Below are 21,022 nucleotides of genomic sequence, written 5' to 3'. Positions count from 1 at the left end.
GCCTCGGCCCCCACCGCACAGGTATAATAAGATATGAAACTCTCTGAACTCACGCCCCGCGAACGGCACAATTTTATCTATTTCATGCTGTTCTTTTTCTTTTACTATTTCATTATGTCGGCTTACTTTCCCTTTTTCCCGGTATGGCTGGCGGAAGTAAACCATTTAACGAAAACCGAAACAGGGATTGTTTTCTCCTCCATTTCGCTATTCGCGATTATTTTCCAACCGGTGTTTGGCCTGATTTCGGATAAGCTCGGGCTGCGTAAACATCTGCTGTGGACCATTACCGTACTGCTTATTTTATTCGCCCCGTTCTTTATTTTTGTCTTCTCGCCGCTGTTGCAAATGAACATTATCGCCGGCGCGCTGGTGGGGGGCATTTATTTAGGCGTGGTATTTTCCAGCGGTTCCGGCGCGGTCGAGGCCTATATTGAACGCGTCAGCCGCGCCAACCGTTTTGAATACGGCAAAGTGCGCGTCTCGGGCTGCGTCGGCTGGGCCCTGTGCGCGTCAATTACCGGCATCTTGTTCGGTATTGATCCTAATATAACCTTCTGGATAGCCTCCGGTTTTGCGCTGGTGCTTGGCGTGTTGTTATGGCTATCGCGCCCAGAAGCCAGCAGCAGCGCGCAGGTTATTGACGCCATCGGCGCCAACCGCCAGGCCTTTTCTCTGCGTACGGCGGCCGAACTGCTGCGAATGCCGCGTTTCTGGGGATTTATTATTTATGTTGTGGGCGTCGCCAGCGTATATGACGTTTTTGACCAGCAGTTCGCAAACTTTTTTAAAGGCTTTTTCGCCACGCCGCAGCGCGGGACCGAAGTTTTTGGCTTTGTCACCACCGGCGGTGAATTACTCAACGCGATGATTATGTTCTGCGCCCCGGCAATTATTAACCGCATCGGCGCGAAAAACGCCCTGCTGATCGCCGGTATAATTATGTCGATGCGCATTCTCGGATCTTCATTTGCGACTTCGGCGGTGGAAGTGGTCATTTTAAAAATGCTGCACATGTTTGAATTACCGTTCCTGCTGGTCGGGACCTTCAAATATATTTCTTCCGCATTTAACCCTAAGCTTTCCGCCACCCTATTTTTAATCGGCTTTAACCTGTCGAAACAGCTTTCCGGCGTAGTGCTTTCGGCCTGGGTCGGGCGGATGTACGACACCGTGGGTTTTCACCAGGCTTACCTGATCCTCGGCTCAATCACCCTGAGCTTTACCCTGGTATCGCTATTTACCTTAAAAGGCGGTAAGACGCTGCTGCCCACGGCAGAGTATAACAACGCGGCCTGAGAGATTAACGTTCCGTCAGGGATGACGGCAACGCCGCTTTAATTTGCGTTTGCCCACCGTTATTTTCCAATTCGTAGATGCGGCTCTGCGCACGCGCCGAGATCAATTGCGCCAGTTCCGCCGAGTGGCTGGTGAGCCAGATCTGGCTATAGCGTGATGCTTCGACAATCAGTCGCGCCAGCGCCGGGAACATCTGACGATGCAGGCTGTTTTCCGGCTCATTAATGGCGAGAAAGGCCGGTGGTCGTGGGCTGAGTAAGGCAACCGCCAGGCATAAAAAACGCAGGGTACCGTCAGACATCTCCGCCGCCAGCAGAGGCCGATAAATCCCCTCCCGGCTCATCTTCATCACGAACCGCGAGTTGTCGTTCTCACAGAAAAAGGTACAGTCGGGGAACGCTTCGCCGAGGATTTCATGCAGCAACTCCTCAGCGCCAATTTCGACGATAGTCTGAAATGCCGCCGCCAGATTGCCGCCATCGCTATCGAGCACCGGCGAACGGTAGCCGACCGTCGGCTGGCGCAGCGGTGAAAGCCTGCCGATGGCAAACTCATGGTAAAAACGCCAACGGCGCATGGTCTCCCGCACGCGCGATACTTCCGGAAAACGATGCGGCTCGCCAAGCTGGCCGAAAATAGACTCGTTTTCGTAAATGGTATCGGTGAAGGTACTTTTTTCACCATTGACATCGACCAGGAACGCCGCCTGGTTTTTCCGCTGCAGTACACGCGATGATGGCCGGCGGTTAAAGCCCGACAGCCAGATATTCTCTTCTTTAACGATCGGATCGAGCATGAATTGCGTCGGATACGGCAGTTTTTCCGGAAACCCGACCTGCAGTTCATATTCAAATTCATCGGTCAGGCAGGCGATTTGCAGACGCCGTGGGTGGCGGTCGGTCGGCGCCTGCTTGCCTGACCACATGATGTTCTCCAGCCCGCCCTCCTCGCTGACATAGCTGGAGAACTGGCCGTTAGCCGAGGCGGTTAACAGATGGATTGCTTTGTAGATATTCGATTTTCCGCAACCGTTAGGGCCAAACACAATATTCAGCGGCCCCAGTTCCAGTTCAATCTCTCTGACTGAACGGAAATTATTGATACGAATACGGTTAATCATGCCATTCCTCAGGCGTGCCGACGCTCAACTGAGCGATTTTTTCATCCCGCGCGTCAGCGCGACTCTGGCGAGCTTATCGGCATCCAGGTGTGTATCACTAAACACGCCGAAAAACAGGCGTTCATTATCAATAACCTGCGACACAACCCGGTAGTTCAGCGGAAGCCCGGATGGCGCACCGTACTGCGCAGGCGTGACGGAAACTTCCGTCGCGGTGTCGGCGACGCTGACCAGCAGACCATCTGCTTTGCCGCCCACCAGCATGACCTTAATTAACGGGTGCACTGTGTTCCTCCCGAGTGGGGTCAAAAATGTCATTGAACAAGTCCCTGGCCACGCCCAAGCGCCGCAGGAAAAAACATCATCGTAAGTACTTTTTTATAGTTCATAGCGGCCAGGAATATAAAAAAAAACAAATTGCACTTTGTAAGTACGCATTATTAGTAGTAAAGGCCGACAAATGATGAAGGAAAAAAGTGGAATTGTGAATCTTAACAACTCTTATTTGTTGCTCCGGGCGTTGAGAATGGTCGCAAAATGTACATTGGTGACAGTAGCATGCCGTGCGTTTTGGTTGCCCGAACAAGGCGCAATGCGCCGCCGCCGGGAAAAACCCTGGCGGCGGCGGGTAGCACAGTATCTACAAACCGCGATTTTTCAACATCGGCTCGATCAGCGGATCGTGCCCGCGCCAGTCGCGATACAGCGCTTCGAGATCGCAGCTGTTACCGCGCGATAAGATCGCCTCGCGGAAGCGTTGACCGTTTTCCCGGGTTAATCCCCCCTGCTCGACAAACCACTGATAACCGTCGTCGGCAAGCATTTGCGTCCACAGATAGGCATAATAGCCCGCCGCATAACCGCCGCCGAAAATATGTGAGAAATAGCTGCTGCGATAGCGCGGCGGAACCGCCGCCAGATCCATCTGCTCCTCGCGCAGAGACTGCTGTTCGAAAGCATCGACATCCTGCGGCAGCCCCTGCGGGGTGACGCTGTGCCAGTGCATGTCCAGCAGCGCCGCCGCCAGCAGTTCGCTCATGTCATAACCCTTATTGAACGTTGAGGCGCGGAACATGCTGTCTCGCAGATCGTCCGGCATGGCTTCGCCGGTCTGGTAGTGCTTCGCATAATGGGCGAAGACCTGCGGCTCGCGGGCCCAATGTTCGTAAATCTGCGACGGAAATTCGACGAAATCGCGCGGCGTATTGGTGCCTGAAAGGCTCGCATAACGCTGGTTAGCGAACAGGCCGTGCAGCGCATGGCCAAACTCGTGGAACAGCGTGATGACGTCATCCCAGGATAGCAGCGCGCAGCCGCCGGCTTTTGGTTTCTGGTAGTTGCAAACGTTGTAAATCACCGGATGCTGGGCACGCAGCGTCGATTGCTCGACAAATACGTCCATCCAGGCGCCGCCGCTTTTGCTATCACGCGAGAAATAATCGCCGTAAAACAGCGCCATGCCTTCGCCGTTGGCATCAAAGATTTCCCAGACCCGCACATCGGGATGGTAAAGCGGAATATCAAAACGTTCGACAAAACGGATGCCAAACAGTTGGGAGGCGGTCCAGAAAACGCCATCTTCCAGCACCCGGTCCAGAGCGAAATAGGGTTTTAGCTGCGCTTCATCGATGGCGAATTTAGCGCGCCGCACCTGCTCGCCGTAATATAACCAGTCCCAGGCCGCGGCCTGAAAATCACCGCCCTCTTCATCAATAACCTGCTGGATGTCGGCAAGCTCCTGTTCGGCGCGTCGGCGGGCCGCAGGCGCGATGCGGCGCATAAAGGCAAGCGCCTCAGACGGCGTTTTCGCCATTTGATCGGCCATCGACCAGCTCGCGTAATCGGCGACGCCCAGCAATTCGGCCTTACGCGCGCGGATTTCCGCCAGCCGCAAAACCAGTTCACGGGTGTCGTTGGCATCGCCCTTCTGGTTACGCGTCCAGCCCGCGGCGAACAAATTGTGCCGGGTCTGGCGATCGGCAAGTGCCTGCAGCGCCGGTTGCTGGGTGGTATTGGTCAGCGCCAGCAGCCAACGGTCGTGCAGGCCTTTGTCGCGCGCGGCATCGGCGGCGGCGGCAATCTCATCCGCGGCCAGTCCGTCAAGCTGGTGTAGATAATCAACAACCAGACCGCCGGACTTCACTGCCGCCAGCAGACGCTGCTGGAACTGACTTTGCAGCAACGCCTCCTCGGTATTCAATGCTTTTAGCGCGGTTTTCTGCTCTTGCGCCAACGCGGCTCCCTCCAGCTGAAAACGCTGCCAGCTCACTTCGAGCAGACGACGCGACTCCGGATCCAGACTCAGGGCATCGCGCTGCTGCCAAACCTGTTTGACTCGCTGGTACAGCGCATCGTTGAGCCAGATATCGTTGCCAAGCTCGGCGAGCTCGGCGGAAAACTGTTCGTCCAGTTGCTGTATCAGCGGATTGGTATTCGCCCCGGCCATCGCGAAAAAGACCCGGGTCACCCGCCCCAGCAACTGACCGCTCTGCTCCAGCGCGACCAGGGTATTGTCAAAATCCGCCGGCGCCGGGTTATTGATTATCGCCGCGATCTCCTCGCGCTGGCGCCGTACGCCCTCATCAAAAGCCGGGCGATAATGACTATCTTCAATCAAATCAAAATGCGGCGCCTGGTACGGCAGTAGGCTGACGTGTAAAAAGGGATTATTGTCCGTCATCATTCTCTCCTGAACGCGGGTATCCACTAAGATTAGGCAACTCGTTGATTGGTCGCAATGATTTATCCTGCCAGCGCGTTATACCAACAGATGACGATACGATTTTCCTTTACCGCGCGGCGTTATCGCATGCTATGTTATGACAACACAAAAAGCGTTGAGGAACAGTAAGATGATTATTCTGGTGACTGGTGCAACTGCTGGATTTGGCGAATGTATTACTCGTCGTTTTATCGCTAACGGCCACAAAGTAATCGCCACCGGGCGTCGTGAAGAACGCCTGAAGGCGCTCAAAGAGGAGCTTGGCGATAACCTGTATACCGCGCAACTCGATGTGCGTAATCGCGCCGCCATCGAAGAGATGATCGCCGGGTTGCCTGCACAGTGGCAGGCTATCGACGTCCTGGTGAACAACGCCGGCCTGGCGTTAGGTCTGGAACCCGCCCATCGCGCCAGCGTTGAAGATTGGGAAGACATGATCGATACCAACAATAAAGGCCTGGTTTACATGACCCGCGCGGTGCTGCCGGGGATGGTTGAGCGTAATCGCGGCCATATTATTAATATCGGTTCGACCGCCGGCAGTTGGCCCTACGCGGGCGGTAACGTCTACGGCGCGACCAAAGCGTTCGTGCGCCAGTTCAGCCTGAATCTGCGCACCGATTTGCACGGCACTGCGATTCGCGTCACCGATGTCGAGCCGGGCCTGGTTGGCGGCACCGAGTTCTCCAACGTACGTTTTAAAGGCGACGATGCGAAAGCCGGTAAAACCTATGAGAACACCCAGGCGCTGACGCCGGAAGATGTCACCGAAGCGGTGTGGTGGGTCGCGAATCTGCCGAAACACGTCAACATAAACACGCTGGAAATGATGCCGGTCAGCCAGAGCTTTGCCGGTCTCAGCGTCCATCGTCAGGGCTAACGTCCTCTGCGACCTGGCCTGCGGGCCAGGTCTGGGCGGAACGGTAAAAAACGAGTAAAATAATGCTCATAACCCATTAAAAAGTAATCATCAATGGCCGCAGAAACGCAACTGAATCCGACCCAGCCCGTCAATCAGCAAATCTATCGCATCCTTCGCCGGGATATTGTCCATTGCCTGATCCCGCCGGGAACGCCGCTGTCGGAGAAAGAGGTGTCGGTGCGATTTGATGTCTCTCGCCAGCCGGTACGCGAAGCCTTTATCAAATTGGCGGAAAACGGGCTGATTCAGATCCGCCCACAGCGCGGCAGTTATGTGAATAAAATCTCGATGACCCAGGTACGCAACGGCTGTTTCGTGCGTCAGGCCATTGAGTGCGCGGTAGTACGCCGCGCAGGTTCGATGATCAACGATGAACAGCTCTATCAGCTGGAGCAAAACCTCAACCAGCAGCGGGTGGCGGTAGAGCGTCAGCAGCTCAATGATTTTTTCCAGCTTGATGACGAATTTCACCAGAAATTGTCTCTTATCGCCGACTGCCAGCTGGCGTGGGACACCATTGAAAATATTAAAGCGACCATCGACCGGGTTCGTTATATGAGTCTCGATCACGTGACCCCGCCGGATATGCTGCTGCGTCAGCATCTCGATATTTTTCATGCGCTGGAAAAACGCGATCTTGATGCCGTCGAACAGGCGATGAATATCCACCTGCATGAGATTAGCGAGTCGGTATTGTTAATTCGTCAGGAAAATAGCGAGTGGTTCAGCGAAGAATAATGGGATAAGCGGCAGCCAACGTTGCGTCAGCTGCCGTAAAATAGATTACCGCACCACTAACACCGGAACGTTGGCATAGCGTAAAACGGATTCAGCGTTTGAACCAAGAAGGTGGGTTGAAATACCCGGTTTACGTGAGCCAATAACGATAACGTCAAACTTTTCTTTTTCGCTCAGCGCTAATATTTCATCACGCACATTACCAAAAACAATGTGGGTATGGATCCGCGAAGCCGGGGTAGAAAACAACCGCGAGAGATCGCGCATTTTCTTTTCCGACTCCTCTTTCATATAGGCTTCAAATTTACGAATATCCGCCGTAAAGCCGCGCAGCAAAGAACTGGTGCTGTTAGGCAGCACGTTCAGCAACGTGATTTCACCCTCTTCGGCAGATGCTAAAAAATCGGCGTGACGAACGGCCTTATCGCTTAAATCCATTTCAAAAACATCGACCGGCAACAGTATTTTTTTGTACATAGCCTGAGCTCCTTAGTCCTGAAGAAACCGTTGGGATGATTTTATTCTGCCATATTTAAACGTATGGGAATACGATCAATCACCCAAATAAATACTTCAGAGATAAAAATAAATTTCAGCAATGTATAATTAATTATAGATTTTTAGAGTGATGTACAGGCGGGAAATATCAAAAGGTATTCGTATTGCTAATACAAAAATAGCCCGGCACGCTATACGTTGCCGGGCTACTAGTGGAATGATGGTTTTTTACTGGGCTTTAGCCCATTCGGCAACGGTCGCCTTCGCGCCGTGAATCTGTAAAGAGAGATACGCCGCCGTCACCGCATCGACAAAACGCGCTTCCTGCGGCAGGCTATCGCCGAAAATGGCCTTAATACCCAGCAGCGCCTGCACGCGTTCGCTACCCTCTTTACTGCCCTGCACCGCCTGTTGAATTACCGACAGCAGCGGATCGCTGATTTCAATCGCCTGCCCCTGATCATCGACGCCGCTCACGTAGCGCATCCAGCCGGCAATACCCAGCGCCAGCAGGCTGAAATCACTGTGATGCGCCAGGTGCCAGCGCACGGAATCAAGCATACGCTGCGGGAGCTTCTGACTACCGTCCATCGCAATCTGCCAGGTGCGATGCTTAAGCGCCGGATTGCTATAACGCTCAATAAGCAAACCGGCATAACGCGCCAGATCGACGCCCTGTACTTTTAGCGTCGGCGCTTGCTCTTGCAACATTAACGCCTGCGCGGCGCGGCGGTAGTTATCATCCTGCATGCAATCATTGATATGCTGATAACCGGCGAGATAGCCCAGATAAGCAAGGAACGAGTGGCTGCCGTTGAGCATACGCAGCTTCATCTCTTCAAACGGCACCACGTCAGTGACCAGCTCCGCACCGGCTTTCTCCCACTGCGGACGACCAGCCACGAAGTTATCTTCGATAACCCACTGGCGGAACGGTTCACAGGCCACACCAGCCGGATCGCGCACCCCGGTGAGTTGTTCAATTTTATCCAGCGTATCTGCAGTCACGGCCGGAACGATGCGGTCGACCATTGTGGAAGGGAACGTCACGTTCTGCTCAATCCACTGCGCCAGTTCGTCATCAACGGCGCGGGCATACGCACAAACTACGTTGCGCATTACGTGGCCGTTTTCCGGCATATTATCGCAGGACATCACGCTGAAAGCCGGTAGACCGGCGGCGCGACGGCGCGCCAGCGCTTCTACCACCACGCCCGGCGCCGATTTCGGCTGGTGTGGAGTTTGCAGATCGGCGGCAATCAGCGGGTTATCGAGCTGCAGCTGGCCGGTGGCCGGAGAGTGGCAGTAGCCTTTTTCGGTGATGGTCAGCGAGACAATCGCCACCTGCGGCTCGCACATTTTCGCCAACACGCTTTCCAGGCCATCGACCTGCGCATGCATCGCCTGCTTCACCACGCCGACGACGCGCGCGGTCCAGGCATCGGCGGACATTTCAGCCACCGTATAGAGCAAGTCCTGCTGTTGCAAATCGGCAATCTGCTGCTCACCGCCAATAAGGTTCACTTCGGTATAGCCCCAGTCGCTGCCGTGTTCGGCGGCAAGGATATCGGCATACACCGCCTGATGGGCGCGGTGGAAAGCCCCAAAACCGAGATGAACGATGCGAGAAACCAGCTTGCTGCGATCGTAAGAAGGAAGCGTTGCCCTGGCGTTTAAAAGCGTGTTTTCCATGGTGTCTCTCATTTTTATGATGACTGATAAATCATTCTCAAACAGAATGTTTTGGTGAGGTAAACCATCGCACGCAATTGGTATGACATCTTTGATTTCCATCAACTACCATACAAGAAGATTCGGCGCTGTCGCGTTTCGTGATCCTGCGCGCAATGGTGGGAATGAGCCGGGAATAAACCCGGCTGGATAGCGTTAACGATGAGATTAGGATTTCGCGTATTGGCCGTTCGCGCTCAGCGCCTGGCGCGTACCGGCGTCCGCCGCATCGTGGTCCAGACTCAGGTCACGGTCGCACACTTCCGGCATCAGCAAGGACGAGATGAGACCGATAGCTGAATAGCAGATCAGCATCGCGACAATCGGCCACCACGAACCGGTTACGTTACAGAAGATACCGGCCAGCACCGGCCCGAATCCCACCGCCACCAGACCGCCGGCCTCTTTTGAGATAGCCATTCTGGTGAAACGATTACGCGATCCGAACATTTCCGCCATAGTAATATTTTCCAGCGCGAACAAGCCCAGCACCGCCACGTTATGAATGACAATCAGCGATAGCATAATTGTGCTGGCGCTATAGCTTTTATCGACAATAATGGCCAGCATCGGCCAGGCCAGAATAATGGCCGAAATATTAACGATAATATAAGGTAAACGGCGCCCAACTTTATCTGACAACCAACCTAACAGCGGAATAGTAATAAAACCAATCACTGAGCTAATCATTAAGGCATCGGTCGGAATAGCCTTATCAAATAATAGAGTCTGTACCAGATATCCCGCGAGAAATGTTTGCAACAAACCGGAATTACCAGCCTGACCAAAACGTAAACCGGTCGCCAGCCAGAATGATTTACTTTTTAACATTGCGCCGAACGTGTTTTGCGCGGCGGCGGCTTTAGCCTGAATTTCATCGGCTTCGTTGACCTGTTCAAATACCGGGCTTTCTTTCAGATTCAAACGCAGCCAGATGGCAAAGATCATTACCACGACGCTCGCGAGGAACGGAATACGCCAGCCCCAGGCGATGAGTTGTTCGCGATCGAGCAGGAAGAACATTATCGCCCAGATGGCCGTGGCGCTCAGCGTCCCGCAGTTGGTGCCCATCGCTACCAGAGAAGAGATGATGCCGCGTTTGCCTTTTGGCGCATACTCCGCCAGCATGGTTCCGGCGCCGGAAATTTCAGCGCCCGCCCCCAGTCCCTGGATAATACGCAGGGTCACCAGTAACACCGGTGCAAAAATGCCAATCTGCGCGTAGGTAGGTAAAACGCCGATCAACGTGGTACAAATTCCCATCATGGTGATGGTAATAAACAGAACCTTTTTACGCCCGATGCGGTCCCCCATTTTACCGAATATGAAAGCGCCAACTATCCGCGCAATATATCCTGCGCCATAGGTTCCCATCGCTAATATCAGCGCCATAGCCGCCGACTGCTCCGGGAAAAATATCTCATGAAAGACCAGCGCGGCGCCTAAAGAATAAAGCTGAAAATCCATAAACTCCAGTGCCGTGCCAAGCCAACCGGATACCGCGGCGCGAATTAGATCCGAGGTGCTTCTCTCTTTTTTAGCTGTCGTCATAATAATAATCTCTAAAGTAGGATACAGCGAGGTTATTTATATTTATGCGTTGAAGGTTAATAACACCTTACAACAATGCTTGCGATCTTCTTCAAATAACGTCATGGCATCGACAACATCCTCAAAGGCAAACTGATGGGTGATGAGCCGCTCCGGATTAATTAAGCCGTTTGCCAACCATTCAAGAACCAGCGGGAATTTATTGGCATTGAGTCTGGAAGAATAAATAGTGAGCTCTTTGCCGGTAATCCCCTGCTGCGCCACCATTGAAGGTTCGGTAGAAAAGCCCATCAATACGATCCTGCCCGCCGGCGAGGCCAGTGCGATGGCCTCTGCGAAAATCGCCGGATGGCAGGCGGCGTCGATAATCAGCGTTGGCCGGATACCCTGCGCTTCCAGCGCCTGCGCCAGCGGTTGCTCCTTATTATTAATGGTCCAGTCGGCGCCGTTTTGCTGCGCCATCTGCAGCCGCTCGGGGATCTGATCGGCAACGATGACCTGCCGCACGTTATAGACGCGCTTGAGCACCTGAATGGTGGTCAGCCCCATCGGCCCGGCGCCGTAGACCAGCGCGATATCCTGTTCGCGTGGTTTAGCCTGCCCGGTGACATTCGCCGCAATGGTAAAGGGCTCAACCATTACCGCATGATGGTCGCTCACGTTCTCCGGCACCGGCCAGGCATTTTTGGCCGGTACCACCGCGTATTCGCTAAAACCGCCATCGCGATGGACGCCCAGCACCACCAGCGAAGCGCAGACGTTGGGCTTACCGACCGAACAGGGATAACAGTGGCCGCAGCTGATAACCGGATCAACCGTCACCCGCTGGCCCACGACTTTATCCGTCACCCCCTCGCCCACAGCATCAATCACGCCGAAAAACTCGTGGCCGATGACCCGGGGATATTTGGCGAACGGGTTATGTCCACGATAGATGTGGCTATCTGAGCCGCAAATTCCCGCCAGTTTCACCTTTACCCGCACTTCTCCATTTCCCGGCTGCGGCAGCGGCCGTTCTTCAATCGCCAGCGCGTTTGGCTGTTGGATAACAATGCTCTTCATTTTTCTCTCCTTACCAATTCCACAGCGTGCCATCTTCGAGGCGCGCCACCGGCAGACAGGCGGGTTCATAGGGATATTTCGCCGCCAGCTTCTCGTCGAATTCGATGCCCAGCCCCGGTTTATCGCCCGGATGCATATAGCCATTGTCAAAACGCCAGCTATGCGGGAAGACCTCCAGCATCTGTTCGGAATAGCCCATGTACTCCTGTACACCGAAATTTGGCACCCACAGGTCGAAATGCAGCGCCGCCGCCATACATACCGGAGAGAGATCTGACGGCCCGTGAGAACCGGTGCGTACCTGGTACAACGAAGCAAAATCGGCGATGCGCCGCATGCCGCTGATCCCGCCAGCGTGGGTAATGGTGGTGCGGATATAATCAATGAGCTGCTCTTCAATCAGCTGTTTGCAATCCCAGATGCTATTAAAGACTTCGCCCGCGGCAATCGGCGTGACGGTATGCTGGCGGATTAAGCGGAAGCACGCCTGATTCTCTGCCGGGGTCGGATCTTCCATCCAGAACAGGCGATACTCCTCAATGCTTTTACCAAAGCGCGCCGCCTCGATTGGCGTCAGGCGATGGTGCATGTCGTGTAGCAGGTGCTCGTTAAAGCCAAATCTTTCGCGCACGGCGGCAAACAGCCGAGGGGTAAAATCGAGATATTTTTCCGTTGACCACAGCTGTTCTTCCGGCCACACGCCTTTGGTCGCCGGCTCGTATGCCTGACCTTTGCCCTTGGCCATGCCGTAGGTGGTCTTCATCCCCGGAATACCGCACTGCACGCGGATCGCCTTAAAACCCATTTCCTGATGGCGGGCGTAGTCGTCCAGCACTTCATCAATGGAATGACCGGTGGTGTGGCAGTAGACCATCACCCCTTCGCGCGAGGCGCCACCCAGCAGTTGGTAAAGCGGCATTCCGGCGGCTTTGGCTTTGATATCCCACAGCGCCATATCAACGGCGGAAATCGCCGACATGGTCACCGGGCCGCGGCGCCAGTAAGCGCCTTTGTAGAAGAACTGCCAGATATCTTCGATGCGGTGAGCATCACGGCCAATCAGCTGCGGACAAAGGTGATCTTTCAGGTATGAGGCGACCGACAATTCACGGCCGTTTAGCGTGGCATCACCGAGGCCGACAATCCCTTCATCGGTGGTGATTTTTAAGGTGACGAAGTTACGCCCTGGACAGGTAACGAACACGTCGGCGGCAACGATCTTCATGGGTAATTCCTTACATCTGTGCGGTTAGTGATCAAAATTAAATCACCAGACCTACTACCATACAAGTATGATATTTAAAAAAGATGCGAAGGATCACAAACGGATGTGGTTGCGGGGGCGACTGGCGCCCCCGTTAGCGATTAATTGATGCGGTCTTTTACGATGAAGAAATAACACAGCGCGCCGGCAAAGGTCACGCAGGCGGCGATAACCAAGGCCAGGTTGAAGGAGTGCGTGGTATCCACCACCCAACCGGTGACGACCGGTGCAAAAGAGGCGAAAACAAAGCTGCCGAAGTTCTGAATCGCCGCCACCGACGCGACTTTATTCTCGCTGACCATCACCTGTACCAGCCCCCAGGCCGAGGTCCCGGCAAAGTGGACGCAGAATAGTGCCATGGAGATAAAAGCCACCGCCTGGGTCGGCGAGTTTGATTGCACCACCAGCAGCGTGCCGAGCGCAGAAAGCGTCAGGCCAACCACAATGGCCGTTTTGCGCGTTTTTGCCAGATCGTAACCGCGGCGCGCCAGCGCATCGACCACCAGCCCATTGACCCACATGCCCACCGCCGCGGCCAGGAACGGGATCGCCGCCACCCAGCCGGTTTTCGCAAGGCTCAATCCCTGCTGCGCCTGCAGATAACCCGGCAGCCACGCGATATACAGCCAGCCGGTATAGTTAACCCCGGAGAAGCCTAAAATCATGCCCCAGGTGGTGCGCCGTTTGAACAACGCCAGCCACTCGCTGAATACCAGCGTTGGGCGCGCTTTTTCCGGCGCCGCCAGATACTGGCGCTCCTCCTGCTGCAGATCGAATTGCGCGCGGTTGCGATACCACGCGTACCAGCACAGGCCCACAACGATCCCCGCAAGGCCGATAACCACGAACATGGTGCGCCAGCCCCAGGCTATCTGCATCAGCACCAGCGCTGGCGGCGCAATCGCCTGGCCAAGCACCGTTGACGAGTTAAAAATGCCGACCGCGGTGCCGCGCTCTTTTTGTACGTACCAGTCGGTAATGGATTTTACCCCCGCCGGCATAAACGGCGCTTCGCCAATTCCGAGGCCAATGCGCAGTAAAATAAAATGGCTAAAGGAGTTCACTACCCCGGTCAGCGCCTGCATCAGCGACCAGAAAATCAGCCCCGCCCCCAATACGATCCGCGGGCCGAAGCGGTCGAGCAAAATCCCCGAGGGCAGCTGCGCGAAACCATATGATAGCGAGAAGGCGGAGAGCAGTACGCCAAATTCGGTCGCGCTGAGCCCGAGTTCGCCACGGATGGCTTCTCCGGCGACGCTTAATGACGAACGATCGAGGAAGTTGACGATACCGGCGATAAACAGCAGCGTCAGGGTAACTTTTTGTACCCGACCAATGCGCACGGGTTTGGCGCCAGCTTCGCTGGCAAGGGTTTGTGTAGCCATAATTGCCTCTTACGATAAACAGCACGATGCGGTTAAGGTAAGTAAGGCAACTAGTCTTCTACCATACAAGAATTAAGGTTAAAATTAGCGTGAAAGATCACAAAGGGCGATTTTTTATCCTGCTGCGCGACGTTATGCCCGCCCCCAGCCTGCAACGATGATCAGCATACCACACAGCGCAATCGCCGCCCCCGCCCAGTCAAAGTGGCTTAGCTTCACACCATCGACGAAACGCAGCCACAGCAGCGCGGTGCAGACGTAGACGCCGCCATAAGCGGCATACACTCTGCCGCTGGCCTCCGGGTGCAGGGTCAGTAGCCAGACGAACATCGCCAGCGCCATCGCAGTCGGGATCAACAGCAGCGGCGAACCGCCCCGCTTCAGCCATAGCCACGGCAGGTAACAGCCGATGATTTCACACAGCGCGGTAGCAAAGAAAAGTAACGTGGTTTTCAGCATTAAAGTTTGGTAAATGAGACAATTTGTTGCACCAGTGTACGCGATAATGTGCCTGAACCCATGCCATTTTGTCAGGTAGGCGTAGGTAGCGAGTTGTAGTAAACTTGTCCAACTGGTTAACCCTTTTTATCACTCAAAGGAAATCGTGATGAAAATGACACGCAATAAACGCTGGTGCCTGACCGCCCTGCTGGCGGCAAGCGCAATGGTCTATACCGCTTCGTCCTTCGCGCAAACCGACAAACTGGTGATCGAGTCCGGCGACAGCGCGCAGAGCCGTCAGCAAGCCGCAATGGAAAAAGAGCAGTGGAACGATACCCGCTCGCTACGGCAGAAGGTGAATAAACGCGCGGAGAAAGAGTGGGACAAAACCGACGTCGCCTTCGATGCGCAGGATAACTGCCAGAAGAGCGCCAACGTCAACGCCTACTGGGAACCTAACACCCTGCGCTGTCTTGACCGCCGTACCGGTCGCGTTATTACGCCATAATTCCCCGGCGCCCGTGGGCGCCATCCTCTATTTCTATTCATGCACACAGGATTTCCCATGTCTGACGCCCCTCACGTCAAACTCCGCCCGCTTGAGCGCGAAGACCTGCGCTTCGTCCACCAGCTTGATAATAACGCCAGCGTAATGCGTTACTGGTTTGAAGAACCTTACGAGGCCTTCGTCGAACTCTCTGACCTTTACGACAAACACATTCACGATCAAAGTGAACGCCGTTTCGTTATCGAATGCGATGGCGAAAAAGCCGGGCTGGTTGAACTGGTGGAGATAAACCACGTTCACCGTCGCGCCGAGTTCCAGATTATCATCTCCCCGGAATATCAGGGCAAAGGGCTGGCGACGCGCGCCGCTAAGCTGGCAATGGACTACGGCTTTACCGTTCTGAATCTGTATAAGCTGTATCTGATTGTCGATAAAGAAAATGAAAAAGCGATCCACATCTACCGCAAACTCGGTTTTATGGTCGAAGGCGAGCTGATTCACGAGTTCTTTATCAACGGCGAATACCGCAATACTATTCGCATGTGCCTGTTCCAGCATCAGTACCTTGAGAAACATCGTCCTCAAGGCCAGACGCTACTCAAGCCCACGGCTCAGTAATAGTCGATACTGTTTTTGATGCTGTAGTGTCGCGTCACCGCCGGCTGGACGCTTTCATCGACAACCTGCATCTCGCAGCGGATCGGGTTGTCATGATCGTCATAGTCGCAGGTTTGATTGACCTTGCCTAACGCGCGGTCGTTAAATACGCTCACCGCGCTGTAATCGAGCTTTTTACGCGGATCGGTGGACGGCGTCGATACGACGCTGAAGCGCTCATCTTTCGCGGTGGTGGTTTTGCCCAGCGGATAACCTTCGCTGTCGTAGCGATAGCTGGAAGTACTCTCTTTCCCGCGAGCCGTCACCACAAAGCCGTTGTCATCGGTCTCCCAGCTGACGCCCGCCGCCGGCATCTCGGCGAGCTGGCATTTCCCCTGCAGCCGCAGGCGTTTCTCCTGCGTTTGCGCATCCAGATAGTAATTCGCGTCAAGTACCAGCGTCGCGCCGGTTTTGTTTTCGAGGTCGGTAAAATCCAGCAGATCAAAACAGCCTTCTGCCGACACCTGGGCACGCACCCGTTTCACCATTTCGCCCTGGTCGTCGAACAGGATCTGAGTAAAGGTTTTAACCGGGCCGCGCAGCGGATCGAACTCAAACTCATTGGAAAAACTGGCCATCTCCGGGGTAAACGCCGCCGGCGCTGACGGCTTATCGCAGGCGCTGAGCAGCAACGCCGCCGGGATCAGCAAAAACAGTTTATTCACAGCCGCTACCTTTTTGGGAACATTCCAATCATTTTAGCAAATACAATTGTTTACACCAATTCTGCTATGCTTAAAACTGGATGACATCAATAAGGAGCTTATGATGAAACTATCCCCATGGTTATGCGCGGTCCTGCTACTGGGTTCGGCATCCGCACTGGCAGCGCCGGACTCCTGCGAGCGGGTAAAAGGCGAGATCCAGCAAAAGATCATCAACAACGGCGTTCCGGCTTCTGGTTTTAGCCTGGCCATTGTACCGAACGATCAGCCTGACCAACCCGGCGCTCAGGTGGTGGGCCACTGCGCTAACGACACCTTCAAGATAATCTATACCCGCAACGGCGACGCGGCGGCCACCGATTCAGACGGGCAATAACCGCCGCTTTCGAGTGAAGGATCTTATCTCTGGTTGACCGGAGATAAGATTCGCCTACCCCTATTTAAGTATTATTCCTCACCCATGCGCCAGCAACCACGCTGTTGCCAGCGGCATTTCGCATAATAAAAATCATGGAGTGAGCACAATGTCCTACCCAGAACATCCCGGCGGCGTCAGCCGTCGCAACCTCATAAAATCCTCAGCAATCGGTTCACTGGCCCTGGCTGCCGGCGGTCTGTCGCTGCCGTTCAGTCTACGCGCCGCGGCCGCCGCCGTGCAGCAAGCCACCAGAGCAGAAGAAAAAACCGTATGGGGGGCCTGCTCGGTTAACTGCGGCAGTCGCTGCGCGCTACGCCTGCACGTCCGCGACGACGAAGTGGTGTGGGTGGAAACCGATAATACCGGCCACGATATCTACGGCGATCATCAGGTTCGCGCCTGCCTGCGCGGGCGTTCTATTCGCCGGCGTATCAACCACCCCGATCGTCTAAACTACCCAATGAAACGCGTCGGCAAACGCGGCGAAGGAAAATTCGAGCGCATTAGTTGGACCGAAGCGCTGGATACCATCGCAGAAAGTCTGAAACGCGTGGTAAAAGAGTACGGCAACGAAGCGGTCTATATTAACTACTCTTCCGGAATTGTCGGCGGCAATATGACCCGCTCTTCCCCTTCCGCCTCGCCGGTAATGCGGCTGATGAACTGCTACGGCGGATCGCTCAACCAGTACGGCACCTACAGTACGGCGCAGATCGCCTGCGCCATGCCCTATACCTACGGTAGCAACGACGGCAACAGCACCTCGGATATTGAAAACAGTAAACTGGTGGTGATGTTCGGCAATAACCCGGCGGAAACCCGCATGAGCGGCGGCGGCATCACCTGGTACCTGGAGCAGGCGCGTGAGCGCTCTAACGCCCGTATGATCGTCATCGACCCACGCTATACCGATACCGCGGCCGGGCGCGAAGATGAGTGGATCCCGATTCGTCCCGGTACCGATGCGGCGCTGGTCGCCGGTATCGCCTGGGTATTGATTAACGAAAATCTGGTCGACCAGCCGTTCCTCGATAAATACTGCATCGGCTACGATGAGAAAACCTTGCCGGCCGATGCCCCGGCCAACGGCCACTATAAAGCCTATATTCTCGGCCAGGGGGACGACGCTACCGCCAAGACGCCGCAGTGGGCCTCGCGTATTACCGGTATTCCCGCCGATCGCATCATTAAGCTGGCGCGCGAAATTGGTATGACCAAACCCGCCTATATCTGCCAGGGCTGGGGCCCGCAACGCCAGGCGAACGGCGAACTCTCCGCGCGGGCTATCGCCATGCTGCCGATTTTAACCGGCAACGTCGGCATTAACGGGGGTAACAGCGGCGCCCGCGAATCGACCTATACCATCACCATTGAGCGCCTGCCGGTGCTGGAGAATCCGGTAAAAACCGCCATCTCCTGCTTTAGCTGGACCGACGCTATCGCTCGCGGGCCGGAGATGACCGCCACCCGCGACGGCGTGCGCGGCAAAGAGAAGCTGACGGTCCCTATTAAATTTCTGTGGAACTATGCTGGCAACACCATCATTAACCAGCATTCCGACATCAATAAAACCCACGATATCCTGCAGGACGAGAGCAAATGCGAGATGGTCGTGGTTATCGAAAACTTTATGACCTCGTCGGCAAAATACGCTGATATTCTGCTGCCGGATCTGATGACCGTCGAACAAGAAGATATCATTCCTAACGACTATGCCGGCAATATGGGCTATCTGATTTTCATCCAGCCCGCCACCACGGCGAAGTTCGAACGCAAACCTATCTACTGGATCTTAAGTGAAGTGGCAAAACGCCTTGGCGACGATGTGCATCAGCGCTTCACCGAAGGACGAACTCAGGAGCAGTGGTTACAGTATCTGTACGGCAAAATGGTCGCCAAAGATCCGGCGCTGCCGGGTTATGACGAGCTCAAGAAAATGGGCATTTACAAGCGTAAAGACCCGAACGGCCATTTCGTCGCCTATCGCGATTTCCGTCGCGACCCTGAAGCGAATCCGCTAAAAACCCCCTCCGGCAAAATTGAGATTTACTCCAGCCGCCTCGCCGATATTGCCGCCCGCTGGCAACTGGAAAAAGACGAAGTCATTAACCCGCTGCCGGTCTATGCCTCCACCTTTGAAGGCTGGGACGATCCGTTGCGCAGCCAATTCCCGCTGCAAATGTTTGGCTTCCATTATAAGGCGCGTACCCACTCCAGCTACGGCAACGTCGATGTCTTACAAGCGGCCTGCCGCCAGGAAGTGTGGCTTAACCCCATCGATGCCGAAAAACGTGGGATTAAAAACGGCGACATGGTGCGCGTCTTTAATCAGCGCGGCGAACTGCGTATTCCGGCAAAAGTTACGCCGCGTATTATGCCTGGGGTAACGGCGATGGGTCAGGGAGCATGGCACGATGCCAATATGGCTGGCGATCGCGTCGACCACGGCGCCTGCATGAATACCCTCACCACCCACCGGCCTTCACCGCTGGCGAAGGGAAACCCGCAGCATACCAACCTGGTCGAAATCGAGAAGGTTTAAGGAGTAAACCATGAGCGCTCAATACGGATTTTTTATCGATTCCGCCCGTTGCACCGGTTGCAAAACCTGCGAGCTGGCCTGTAAAGACTACAAGAACCTGACGCCGGACGTCAGCTTCCGTCGTATCTATGAGTATGCCGGCGGCGACTGGCATGAGGGCAACGGCGCCTGGAATCAGAACGTTTTTGCCTACTACCTTTCCATCGCCTGTAACCACTGCGAAGACCCGGCGTGCACCAAGGTCTGCCCGAGCGGAGCGATGCACAAGCGCGAAGATGGTTTTGTGGTGGTCAATGAAGAGGTGTGCATCGGCTGTCGCTACTGCCATATGGCCTGCCCGTATGGCGCGCCGCAGTACAACGCCGCTAAAGGGCATATGACCAAATGCGATGGCTGTCACGAGCGTGTGGCACAAGGCAAGAAACCGATTTGCGTCGAGTCCTGCCCGCTGCGGGCGCTGGACTTCGGGCCGATTGCCGAACTGCGTGAAAAGCACGGCCAACTGGCCGCCGTGGCGCCGCTGCCGTCGGCGCACTTCACCAGGCCGAACATTGTGATAAAACCAAACGCCAACAGCCGTCCGTGCGGCGATACCACCGGCTATCTGGCCAATCCGAAGGAGGTCTAAAATGGGAAATGGATGGCATGAATGGCCGCTGGTTCTGTTTACGGTACTGGGGCAATGCGTAGCTGGCGCGGTTATTGTCAGCGGCCTGGGCTGGGTGTCGCTCTGCGATCAGCGCGAAGCGCGAGAGCGGCTGGTGCGCAGCATGTTCTTTATCTGGCTATTGATGGGAATAGGCTTTCTTGCTTCTGTCATGCATCTCGGCTCGCCGCTACGGGCATTTAACTCATTGAACCGCGTTGGCGCTTCAGCGCTCAGTAATGAAATCGCCAGCGGCGCCCTCTTCTTCATCGTCGGCGGATTCTGGTGGCTATTGGCGGCGGTGGGAAAAATGCCCTCAGCACTTGGCAAAATCTGGTTGTTTCTCACCATGTTGCTGGGGCTGCTATTTGTGATGGCGATGACCCGGGTCTACCAAATTGACACCGTGCCAACGTGGTACAATGGCTACACCACCAGCGCGTTCTTCCTGACGGTACTGCTCGCCGGTCCGCTGTTCGCTGCCCTGCTGCTAAAGCTGGCGAAAGTCGATTTCAACGGCTGGTTTTTTGCCGCTATTAGCGTGGCCGCACTCATCATCAGCGTGGCCGTTGTTGTCTTGCAAAGCGCGGATCTCGGCACGATCCACAGTTCAGTACAACAGGCGAACGCCCTGCTACCGGATTACGGCAGACTACAGGTTCTACGGCTGATCCTGCTGGCGCTCGGTCTCGGCTGCTGGCTGTGTCCGCTGATCCGCCGCCAGCCGCCGCGCGCCGCCGGGTTATTGATCGGGCTGATAATGGTTTTAGTCGCGGAGTGTATAGGCCGCGGCCTGTTTTATGGCCTGCATATGACCGTGGGTATGGCGGTTGCGGGTTAACAAGACGGCGCG

General features: G+C 55.1%; 19 protein-coding genes and 1 pseudogene. 9 read left to right on the top strand and 11 right to left on the bottom strand.

Annotated features, from left to right (window positions below):
- The first annotated feature begins 33 nt into the window (after positions 1 to 33).
- Complete coding sequence (locus ABLU78_RS00695) at positions 34 to 1,299, top strand: MFS transporter (RefSeq protein ID WP_015705302.1); 1,266 nt, start codon at positions 34 to 36, stop codon at positions 1,297 to 1,299.
- 4 nt (positions 1,300 to 1,303) lie between these two features.
- Here the strand turns inward: ABLU78_RS00695 and ABLU78_RS00690 are convergent, their stop codons facing one another.
- From ABLU78_RS00690 to dcp, 3 genes are all read right to left on the bottom strand, one after another.
- Entirely contained in the window at positions 1,304 to 2,419 is a 1,116-nt protein-coding gene (locus ABLU78_RS00690; protein WP_048228718.1) for an AAA family ATPase, read from the bottom strand.
- A 24-nt stretch (positions 2,420 to 2,443) separates the two neighbouring features.
- Complete coding sequence (locus ABLU78_RS00685) at positions 2,444 to 2,704, bottom strand: hypothetical protein (RefSeq protein ID WP_015705301.1); 261 nt, start codon at positions 2,702 to 2,704, stop codon at positions 2,444 to 2,446.
- A 355-nt stretch (positions 2,705 to 3,059) separates the two neighbouring features.
- A complete protein-coding gene (gene dcp, locus ABLU78_RS00680) occupies positions 3,060 to 5,099 on the bottom strand; it encodes a peptidyl-dipeptidase Dcp (RefSeq protein WP_048228717.1) in 2,040 nt (679 codons plus the stop codon).
- A gap of 172 nt (positions 5,100 to 5,271) precedes the next feature.
- On the opposite strand from dcp, the gene ydfG reads away from it, so the two are divergent.
- Both ydfG and ABLU78_RS00670 read left to right on the top strand, forming a co-directional pair.
- Complete coding sequence (gene ydfG / locus ABLU78_RS00675) at positions 5,272 to 6,021, top strand: bifunctional NADP-dependent 3-hydroxy acid dehydrogenase/3-hydroxypropionate dehydrogenase YdfG (protein ID WP_015366753.1); 750 nt, start codon at positions 5,272 to 5,274, stop codon at positions 6,019 to 6,021.
- A 93-nt stretch (positions 6,022 to 6,114) separates the two neighbouring features.
- On the top strand, positions 6,115 to 6,801 hold the full coding sequence (locus tag ABLU78_RS00670) for a GntR family transcriptional regulator (protein ID WP_015366754.1): 687 nt from the start codon (positions 6,115 to 6,117) through the stop codon (positions 6,799 to 6,801).
- A gap of 45 nt (positions 6,802 to 6,846) precedes the next feature.
- Here ABLU78_RS00670 and ABLU78_RS00665 read toward each other — a convergent pair whose 3' ends face one another.
- The 7 genes and pseudogenes from ABLU78_RS00665 to ABLU78_RS00635 form a co-directional block, all read right to left on the bottom strand.
- Positions 6,847 to 7,278, bottom strand: coding sequence for a universal stress protein (locus ABLU78_RS00665; RefSeq protein WP_015366755.1), 432 nt, complete (start codon positions 7,276 to 7,278; stop codon positions 6,847 to 6,849).
- 249 nt (positions 7,279 to 7,527) lie between these two features.
- Entirely contained in the window at positions 7,528 to 8,991 is a 1,464-nt protein-coding gene (locus ABLU78_RS00660; RefSeq protein WP_048228716.1) for a mannitol dehydrogenase family protein, read from the bottom strand.
- A 207-nt stretch (positions 8,992 to 9,198) separates the two neighbouring features.
- Entirely contained in the window at positions 9,199 to 10,581 is a 1,383-nt protein-coding gene (locus tag ABLU78_RS00655) for an MFS transporter (protein WP_020078938.1), read from the bottom strand.
- Positions 10,582 to 10,623: 42 nt separating this feature from the next.
- Positions 10,624 to 11,643, bottom strand: coding sequence for a Zn-dependent oxidoreductase (locus tag ABLU78_RS00650; RefSeq protein ID WP_032714419.1), 1,020 nt, complete (start codon positions 11,641 to 11,643; stop codon positions 10,624 to 10,626).
- A 10-nt stretch (positions 11,644 to 11,653) separates the two neighbouring features.
- Positions 11,654 to 12,868 carry a D-mannonate dehydratase ManD gene (gene manD / locus ABLU78_RS00645; RefSeq protein WP_048228715.1) on the bottom strand — a complete coding sequence of 405 codons (1,215 nt, stop codon included), beginning with the start codon at positions 12,866 to 12,868 and terminating at the stop codon, positions 11,654 to 11,656.
- A 140-nt stretch (positions 12,869 to 13,008) separates the two neighbouring features.
- Positions 13,009 to 14,292, bottom strand: a complete 1,284-nt coding sequence (locus ABLU78_RS00640) for an MFS transporter (protein WP_045365758.1) — start codon at positions 14,290 to 14,292, stop codon at positions 13,009 to 13,011.
- A 132-nt stretch (positions 14,293 to 14,424) separates the two neighbouring features.
- Positions 14,425 to 14,786, bottom strand: a pseudogene (locus tag ABLU78_RS00635) (YnfA family protein).
- 113 nt (positions 14,787 to 14,899) lie between these two features.
- On the opposite strand from ABLU78_RS00635, the gene ABLU78_RS00630 reads away from it, so the two are divergent.
- Positions 14,900 to 15,241, top strand: coding sequence for a DUF1283 family protein (locus ABLU78_RS00630; RefSeq protein ID WP_015366763.1), 342 nt, complete (start codon positions 14,900 to 14,902; stop codon positions 15,239 to 15,241).
- Positions 15,242 to 15,298: 57 nt separating this feature from the next.
- Entirely contained in the window at positions 15,299 to 15,859 is a 561-nt protein-coding gene (gene speG / locus ABLU78_RS00625; RefSeq protein ID WP_015366764.1) for a spermidine N1-acetyltransferase, read from the top strand.
- Here the strand turns inward: speG and ABLU78_RS00620 are convergent.
- Entirely contained in the window at positions 15,853 to 16,563 is a 711-nt protein-coding gene (locus tag ABLU78_RS00620) for a YnfC family lipoprotein (protein WP_015366765.1), read from the bottom strand. The genes speG and ABLU78_RS00620 overlap by 7 nt on opposite strands.
- Positions 16,564 to 16,666: 103 nt before the next feature.
- Between ABLU78_RS00620 and ABLU78_RS00615 the strand changes: the two genes are divergently transcribed.
- From ABLU78_RS00615 to ABLU78_RS00600, 4 genes are all read left to right on the top strand, one after another.
- A complete protein-coding gene (locus ABLU78_RS00615) occupies positions 16,667 to 16,939 on the top strand; it encodes a DUF1161 domain-containing protein (RefSeq protein WP_045413825.1) in 273 nt (90 codons plus the stop codon).
- Positions 16,940 to 17,087: 148 nt separating this feature from the next.
- A complete protein-coding gene (gene ynfE / locus ABLU78_RS00610) occupies positions 17,088 to 19,523 on the top strand; it encodes a selenate/tellurate reductase subunit YnfE (RefSeq protein ID WP_048228714.1) in 2,436 nt (811 codons plus the stop codon).
- A 10-nt stretch (positions 19,524 to 19,533) separates the two neighbouring features.
- Complete coding sequence (locus ABLU78_RS00605) at positions 19,534 to 20,151, top strand: DMSO/selenate family reductase complex B subunit (RefSeq protein WP_048228713.1); 618 nt, start codon at positions 19,534 to 19,536, stop codon at positions 20,149 to 20,151.
- Position 20,152: 1 nt separating this feature from the next.
- Complete coding sequence (locus ABLU78_RS00600; protein ID WP_015366769.1) at positions 20,153 to 21,010, top strand: DmsC/YnfH family molybdoenzyme membrane anchor subunit; 858 nt, start codon at positions 20,153 to 20,155, stop codon at positions 21,008 to 21,010.
- The last annotated feature ends 12 nt before the right edge of the window (positions 21,011 to 21,022 follow it).

It is taken from the genome of Klebsiella sp. JN_Kp122 (assembly GCF_040062085.1).
In the GTDB taxonomy this organism is placed as follows: Bacteria; Pseudomonadota; Gammaproteobacteria; order Enterobacterales; family Enterobacteriaceae; genus Klebsiella; species Klebsiella aerogenes.
Note: the sequence above shows the minus strand (reverse complement) of the source record. Positions and strands in the feature narration are given on the sequence as shown.

Bases quoted from the DNA above. Each gene is read 5' to 3' on its own strand.
- ABLU78_RS00695 (WP_015705302.1), top strand. From the start codon at position 34: ATGAAACTCTCTGAACTCACGCCCCGCGAACGGCACAATTTTATCTAT.
- ABLU78_RS00690 (WP_048228718.1), bottom strand. From the start codon at position 2,419: ATGATTAACCGTATTCGTATCAATAATTTCCGTTCAGTCAGAGAGATT.
- dcp (WP_048228717.1), bottom strand. From the start codon at position 5,099: ATGACGGACAATAATCCCTTTTTACACGTCAGCCTACTGCCGTACCAG.
- ydfG (WP_015366753.1), top strand. From the start codon at position 5,272: ATGATTATTCTGGTGACTGGTGCAACTGCTGGATTTGGCGAATGTATT.
- ABLU78_RS00670 (WP_015366754.1), top strand. From the start codon at position 6,115: ATGGCCGCAGAAACGCAACTGAATCCGACCCAGCCCGTCAATCAGCAA.
- ABLU78_RS00665 (WP_015366755.1), bottom strand. From the start codon at position 7,278: ATGTACAAAAAAATACTGTTGCCGGTCGATGTTTTTGAAATGGATTTA.
- ABLU78_RS00660 (WP_048228716.1), bottom strand. From the start codon at position 8,991: ATGGAAAACACGCTTTTAAACGCCAGGGCAACGCTTCCTTCTTACGAT.
- ABLU78_RS00655 (WP_020078938.1), bottom strand. From the start codon at position 10,581: ATGACGACAGCTAAAAAAGAGAGAAGCACCTCGGATCTAATTCGCGCC.
- ABLU78_RS00650 (WP_032714419.1), bottom strand. From the start codon at position 11,643: ATGAAGAGCATTGTTATCCAACAGCCAAACGCGCTGGCGATTGAAGAA.
- manD (WP_048228715.1), bottom strand. From the start codon at position 12,868: ATGAAGATCGTTGCCGCCGACGTGTTCGTTACCTGTCCAGGGCGTAAC.
- ABLU78_RS00640 (WP_045365758.1), bottom strand. From the start codon at position 14,292: ATGGCTACACAAACCCTTGCCAGCGAAGCTGGCGCCAAACCCGTGCGC.
- ABLU78_RS00630 (WP_015366763.1), top strand. From the start codon at position 14,900: ATGAAAATGACACGCAATAAACGCTGGTGCCTGACCGCCCTGCTGGCG.
- speG (WP_015366764.1), top strand. From the start codon at position 15,299: ATGTCTGACGCCCCTCACGTCAAACTCCGCCCGCTTGAGCGCGAAGAC.
- ABLU78_RS00615 (WP_045413825.1), top strand. From the start codon at position 16,667: ATGAAACTATCCCCATGGTTATGCGCGGTCCTGCTACTGGGTTCGGCA.
- ynfE (WP_048228714.1), top strand. From the start codon at position 17,088: ATGTCCTACCCAGAACATCCCGGCGGCGTCAGCCGTCGCAACCTCATA.
- ABLU78_RS00605 (WP_048228713.1), top strand. From the start codon at position 19,534: ATGAGCGCTCAATACGGATTTTTTATCGATTCCGCCCGTTGCACCGGT.
- ABLU78_RS00600 (WP_015366769.1), top strand. From the start codon at position 20,153: ATGGGAAATGGATGGCATGAATGGCCGCTGGTTCTGTTTACGGTACTG.